Below are 6,076 nucleotides of genomic sequence, written 5' to 3' on the forward strand. Positions count from 1 at the left end.
TCACGGCCCGTGCGGGCGCGTCGGCCACGGGCGGCGGGTACCCGGTGCCCGGGGCCGAGGGCGGCGGACCGACGGGCGGCGCGGGCGGTGCGACCGGCTCGGGCCACCCGGACACGACTCCCCCGGTCTCGGCCAGCAGGTTCCGCGCCTTGTGCGCGTGCTCGGCCTGGCACAGCACCGAGTAGGACGTCGCGACGATCTGGCTCGCGGACGCGAAGTCGCGCCGGCCGCGCGTGAACGAGTAGCCGATCACGGAGAGCATGAGGCCGAACGCCCCGCCCAGCAGGATCGCGGGCAGCATGATGCCCGGACCGCCGGTCGGCGAGAACAGCGTGAGGATCAGGCCCACGAACAGCCCGAACCACGCGCCGGACAGGAACCCGCCGAGCGCCGCGCTCGGGTACGACAGCCGTCGTATGACGCGCTCGACCATGCGCAGGTCGCTCCCGACGATCGTCACGGCGCGTACCGGGAACGACTTCTCCGCGAGCAGCTCGACGGCCTTCTGCGCCTCGAGGTAGGTGCCGTAGCGCGCGACGGTCTCGCCCGTCGGGAGCGTGGGCGTCGTCGGGATCCGCTGGGGCTGCGTGAACGCCATGCCCCGATCCTCCCGCACGGACCTGGGAGCCGCCAGGGAACGGCCTGGACGGCGCCGACAGAGCAGGCGCCGGGCCCTCCCCGGGCAGCTCCGACGTTCACCGCGCGGCCACCGGCGCGTGCACGGCCGCTCCCGGGTGCGGCGTCTAGGCTGACCGCCGTGAGCAGCGTCGGGACCCGGGTGTTCGTCGCGCGCCTCGCCGGGACCACCGTGTTCGACCCCATCGGGGACGAGGTGGGGCGGGTGCGCGACGTCGTCGTGCTCGTGCGCCTCACGGGTGCGCCGCGCGCCGTGGGGCTGGTCGTCGAGGTCCCCGGTCGCAGACGCGTGTTCCTGCCGCTCACGCGCGTGACCGCGGTCGACGCGGGCCAGGTCATCTCGACGGGCCTGCTGAACATGCGGCGGTTCGAGCAGCGCGCGTCCGAGACGGTGGTGATGGGCGAGCTGCTGGACCGCACGGTCGAGCTCGCCGACGGCTCCGGGCAGGCGCGCGTCGAGGACGTCGCGATCGAGCTGCAGCGCAACGGCGACTGGCTCGTGACGAAGGTGTTCGTGCGGCGCGTCGACCCGCGCGGCGGCCTGCTGCGCCGCCGCGGCGAGACGCTTCTCGTCCCGGTCGAGGACGTCGTGGGCCTGGGGCGCCCGTCGGCCGCGCAGGGCGCGCAGCTGCTGCTCGCGCAGTACGAGGACCTCAAGCCCGCCGACCTCGCCGACGTGCTGCACGAGATGGGCTCGACCCGGCGACTGGAGGTCGCGTCCGCGCTGGACGACGAGCGCCTCGCGGACGTGCTCGAGGAGCTCCCGGAGGACGACCAGGTCGCGATCCTCGGCAACCTCGAGCGGGGCCGCGCGGCCGACGTGCTCGAGGCCATGGAGCCCGACGACGCGGCCGACCTGCTGGGCGAGCTGCCCGACGAGCAGGCCGCCGAGCTCCTCGCGCTCATGGAGCCCGAGGAGGCCAAGGACGTGCGCCGCCTGCTGGCGTACGAGGACAACACCGCCGGCGGCCTCATGACGACCGAACCGGTGATCCTCGGGCCCGAGACGACGATCGCGGCGGCGCTCGCGCACGTGCGACGCCAGGACCTGACGCCCGCGCTCGCGTCGCTCGTGTTCGTCGCGCGGCCGCCGCTCGAGACGCCCACGGGGCGCTACATCGGCGTCGTGCACCTGCAGCGCATGCTGCGTGAGCCCCCGCACGAGTCGATCGGGCAGATCGTCGACACCGACCTCGAGCCGGTCGCGGTCGACGCGCCGCTGCTGTCGGTGACGCGTCAGCTCGCGACGTACAACCTGCTCGCGCTGCCGGTCGTCGACGAGCAGCGCCGCCTGCTGGGCGCGGTGTCGGTCGACGACGTGCTGGACCACCTGCTGCCGGAGGACTGGCGCGAGACCGACGACGTCCACGCCGGGCCGCCGACACGCCCCACGCCCGTGGTGCGCAGCGCACCGCCGGGGGTGACCCGTGGCTGAGCGCCTGGACCAGCCGCGCACGCGCGGCCTGTCGCTGCTGTCACGCGGCGGCACCCGCGACGAGGACGCGTCGGGCCGGATCTCCGAGTCCATCGCCCGGTTCCTGGGCACGCCGCGGTTCATCGTGTGGCTCACGGTGTTCTGCGTCGTGTGGCTCGCGTGGAACACGTGGGCTCCTCCGGAGGTGCGCTTCGACCAGGCGTCGAACGGGTTCACGGCTCTCACGCTCATGCTGTCGCTGCAGGCGTCGTACGCGGCCCCGCTGATCCTGCTCGCGCAGAACCGGCAGGCGGACCGCGACCGCGTGCAGGCCGAGCAGGACCGGCAGCGCGCCGAGCGCAACCTCGCCGACACCGAGTTCCTGGCGCGCGAGATGGCGTCGCTGCGCATCGCGCTGTCCGAGGTCGCGACCCGCGACTTCGTGCGCTCGGAGCTGCGCAACCTGCTCGAGGACCTGCAGGCGGAGGACGCGGGGTACGAGGACGCGGGCGACGAGCGCCGGGCGCCGGACCCGGGCCGGCGGGGCGCGCCCGAGCGCTGAGCGGGCCCCTCGGCCCGCGGACCGCCCGTCCGCCCGACCTACGATGGTCGGGTGCCGCCCCTCGACGACTCCTCCCCCTCCGACCCGCTGCTCGACGCCGTGCGCACCGCGCTCGCCGGTGTGCAGGACCCGGAGATCCACCGCCCGGTCACCGAGCTGGGGATGATCCGGTCGGTCGACCTCGAACCGCGCGACGGGGGCACGTTCGTCGTCGTCGGGCTGGACCTCACGACGCCGGGCTGCCCGCTCAAGGACACCCTGACGCGCGACGTCACGGCCGCGGTCGCGCCGCTCGACGGCGTCGTGGGCGTGCGGGTCGACCTGGGCGTCATGACGGCCGAGCAGCGCAGCGCGCTGCGCACGATGCTGCGCGGCACCGACGCCGAGCCGCAGATCCCGTTCGCGCAGCCGGGCTCGTTGACCAAGGTGATCGCCGTCGCGTCGGGCAAGGGCGGCGTCGGCAAGTCGTCGGTGACCGCGAACCTCGCGGTCGCGATGGCGGCCGACGGCCTGCGCGTGGGGGTCGTCGACGCCGACATCTACGGCTTCTCGATCCCGCGGATGCTGGGCGTGGACCGCCCGCCGACCAAGGTCGACGACATGCTGCTGCCGCCCGAGGCGCACGGCGTGAAGGTCGTGTCGATCGGCATGTTCGTGCCGGTCGGGCAGCCCGTGGTGTGGCGCGGTCCGATGCTGCACCGCGCGCTGCAGCAGTTCCTGGCCGACGTGTTCTGGGGCGACCTGGACGTGCTGCTGCTGGACCTGCCGCCGGGGACGGGCGACATCGCGATCTCGGTGGCGCAGCTGCTGCCGGGCTCGGAGATCGTCGTGGTGACGACGCCGCAGGTGGCGGCGGCCGAGGTCGCCGAGCGCGCGGGGTCGGTCGCGGTGCAGACGCGGCAGCGCGTCGTGGGCGTCGTCGAGAACATGGCGTGGCTCGAGCAGCCCGACGGCTCGCGCCTGGAGCTGTTCGGCGCGGGCGGCGGCGAGCGCGTCGCGGCGAACCTCACGCGGCTGATCGGCTCGGACGTGCCCGTGCTGGGGCAGGTGCCGATCGACGTGCGGCTGCGCGAGGCCGGCGACGGGGGCACGCCCGTGGTGCTGACGGCGCCCGACTCGCCCGGCGCGGTCGCGCTGCGCGACGTCGCGCGTGGCCTCGCAGGCCGTCCGCGCAACCTCGCGGGACGTCCGTTGGGCCTGTCCCCAGTCGGCCGCTGACCGCCGGGGCGTCTCCCCCGTCCGGTCTCTCCCGGTCGTGCCGGTGAGCGCGGGGTTCGGCCGGTTCTCGACACCCCGGACCGGCAGAACCCCGCACTCGGGCGTGGAGGGGCCTGCCGACGGTGGGTCCCAGACCCCCGGGCTGTTGGTTTTTGTTCGGGCGTGATGGATACTGTTCGCATGCTCGCGACGCAGAGGCAGGAGCGCATCCTCGCCGAGGTCCGTGCGCACGGGGCCGTGCGCGTGGCCGACCTCGTCGCGGCGCTCGACGTCTCCGACATGACCGTGCGGCGCGACATCGCCGAGCTCGCGGGCGCCGGCCTCGTCCGGCGCGTGCACGGCGGCGCCGTCGCCCCCGAGACGCCCGCACGCTCGACCGACGAGCCCGGCTTCGAGGCCAAGCGCACGTGGGCGTCCGCGGAGAAGGCCGGCGTCGCGCGGGCGGCGCTCGCCGACGTCGAGCCCGGCCAGTCGCTCGCGCTGTCGGCGGGGACGACGACGTGGCTGCTCGCCTCGATGATCGCCGCCGACCCCGCGCTGCGGCCCCTCACCGTCGTCACCAACGGCCTGCGGGTCGCCGACGTCCTGCACGGCGCCGACGACGTCGAGGTCGTCCTCACCGGCGGAGCGCGCACGCCTTCCGACGCGCTGGTCGGGCCCGTCGCCGACGCGACCCTCGCGAGCCTGCGCGTCGACCGCGCGTTCCTCGGCGTGCACGGCCTGGACGCCGACGGACCCACGACCCCCAACCTGGCCGAGGCCGCGACCGACCGCGCTCTCGTGCGCTGCGCAGCCGCGACGACCGTGCTCGCCGACCACACCAAGTGGGGCACCGTCGGTCTCGCCCGCATCTGCGGGTTCGACGAGATCGACACGCTCGTCGTCGACACCGGGCTGTCCGCCGACGCCCGCACCCACCTCGAGGCCGCCGTCGACCGGCTGGTCCTCGCCGCCCCCGCACCCGTCACCGGAGACGCCCCGTGAGCACCCCCGACAGCCCCTCGGACAGCACCGTCCCCGACGTCGCCGCGCGCGTGCGCCGCACGTCCACCCGCCTGGCCGACGGTCGCGAGCTCCTCTACTTCGACGACTCCGAGCCGTACGTCTCGGGCGCCGCCACGCGACGCCTCGACGACCCGCGCCCGCTGCCGGACCGGTTCGCACCGGTGGTCGACGCGGACGGCGTCGCGCACCCCGTCACCGGCCCCGAGCTGCGGCTCGACCCGCTCACGGGCGAGTGGATCCCCATGGCCGCGCACCGCATGAACCGCACGTTCCTGCCCCCGGCCGACGCGAACCCGCTCGCCCCCGCCAAGCCCGGCGCGACGTACCAGGACGGCGAGATCCCGGACACCGACTACGACGTCGTCGTGTTCGAGAACCGGTTCCCCTCGCTCATGGCCGTCCCCGGCGCCGACGACGCGACCGAGCTCGTCGACGGCGAGCCGCTGTGGGAGCGCCGGCCGGCGAACGGCCGCTGCGAGGTCATCTGCTTCTCGTCCGACCCGACCGCCTCGCTCGCCACCGTGAGCCCACGCCGCATGCGCACGATCGTCGAGGCCTGGACCGACCGCACGCGCGCGCTGTCCGCGCTGCCGGGAGTCGAGCAGGTCTTCTGCTTCGAGAACCGCGGCAAGGAGATCGGCGTCACGCTGCACCACCCGCACGGGCAGATCTACGCGTTCCCCTACGTCACGCCGAAGACCCACGCGATGCTGCGCCAGGCGCGCGCGCACCACGACGCGACGGGCCGGGTGCTGTTGCGCGACGTGCTCGACGCCGAGCTGCGGCACCGCGAGCGCGTCGTGCTGGAGTCCGAGCACTGGGTCGCGTACGTGCCGTACGCCGCGCGCTGGCCCGTCGAGGTGCACCTCGCGCCGCGCCGCGACGTGCCCGACCTGCCGGCGCTGACGGACGCCGAGAAGGCCGACCTGGCGACGACGTACCTCACGCTGCTGCGCCGGCTCGACCAGTTCTTCGTCGACGGCGACGGGGGCGCGATCCCGCTGCCGTACATCAGCGGCTGGCACCAGGCACCCGTGCGCGAGGGCCGCGACGTGTCGCGCCTGCACCTGCAGGTGTTCTCGGTGCTGCGCGCGCCGGGCAAGCTCAAGTACCTGGCGGGCGTCGAGTCGGCCATGGCCTCGTGGATCAGCGACACCACCCCCGAGCGCATCGCGCGCCGCCTGCAGGAGCTCGCGTGAGCCCGGCGGGCGACGCCGCCCGGAACCCTGCCACGACCCCTT

6 protein-coding genes are annotated in these 6,076 nt (G+C 74.8%); 5 read left to right on the forward strand and 1 reads right to left on the reverse strand.

Annotated features, from left to right (window positions below; genetic code table 11):
• A partial coding sequence (locus tag ATM99_RS10795; RefSeq protein WP_062102925.1) for a general stress protein occupies positions 1-598 on the reverse strand: 598 nt, incomplete at its 3' end.
• 159 nt (positions 599-757) lie between these two features.
• On the opposite strand from ATM99_RS10795, the gene ATM99_RS10800 reads away from it, so the two are divergent.
• The 5 genes from ATM99_RS10800 (at position 758) to galT (ending at position 6,034) form a co-directional block, all read left to right on the forward strand.
• Complete coding sequence (locus tag ATM99_RS10800; RefSeq protein WP_062102926.1) at positions 758-2,071, forward strand: magnesium transporter MgtE N-terminal domain-containing protein; 1,314 nt, start codon at positions 758-760, stop codon at positions 2,069-2,071.
• Positions 2,064-2,612, forward strand: a complete 549-nt coding sequence (locus ATM99_RS10805; RefSeq protein ID WP_062102927.1) for a DUF1003 domain-containing protein — start codon at positions 2,064-2,066, stop codon at positions 2,610-2,612. The genes ATM99_RS10800 and ATM99_RS10805 overlap by 8 nt, the downstream gene beginning before the upstream one ends.
• Before the next feature lie 51 nt (positions 2,613-2,663).
• The gene (locus tag ATM99_RS10810; protein ID WP_062102928.1) at positions 2,664-3,830 is read left to right on the forward strand and encodes an Mrp/NBP35 family ATP-binding protein; all 1,167 of its coding nucleotides are present in this window, start codon (positions 2,664-2,666) and stop codon (positions 3,828-3,830) included.
• Between the two features lie 180 nt (positions 3,831-4,010).
• Entirely contained in the window at positions 4,011-4,814 is an 804-nt protein-coding gene (locus tag ATM99_RS10815) for a DeoR/GlpR family DNA-binding transcription regulator (RefSeq protein WP_062102929.1), read from the forward strand.
• The gene (galT, locus tag ATM99_RS10820) at positions 4,811-6,034 is read left to right on the forward strand and encodes a galactose-1-phosphate uridylyltransferase (protein ID WP_062102930.1); all 1,224 of its coding nucleotides are present in this window, start codon (positions 4,811-4,813) and stop codon (positions 6,032-6,034) included. Before ATM99_RS10815 ends, galT begins: the two co-directional genes overlap by 4 nt.
• The last annotated feature ends 42 nt before the right edge of the window (positions 6,035-6,076 follow it).

The sequence above is a fragment of the Cellulomonas sp. B6 genome (assembly GCF_001462455.1).
In the GTDB taxonomy this organism is placed as follows: domain Bacteria; phylum Actinomycetota; class Actinomycetes; order Actinomycetales; family Cellulomonadaceae; genus Cellulomonas.

Coding starts and splice junctions, on each gene's coding strand:
- ATM99_RS10815 (WP_062102929.1), top strand. CDS start 4,011: ATGCTCGCGACGCAGAGGCAGGAGCGCATCCTCGCCGAGGTCCGTGCG.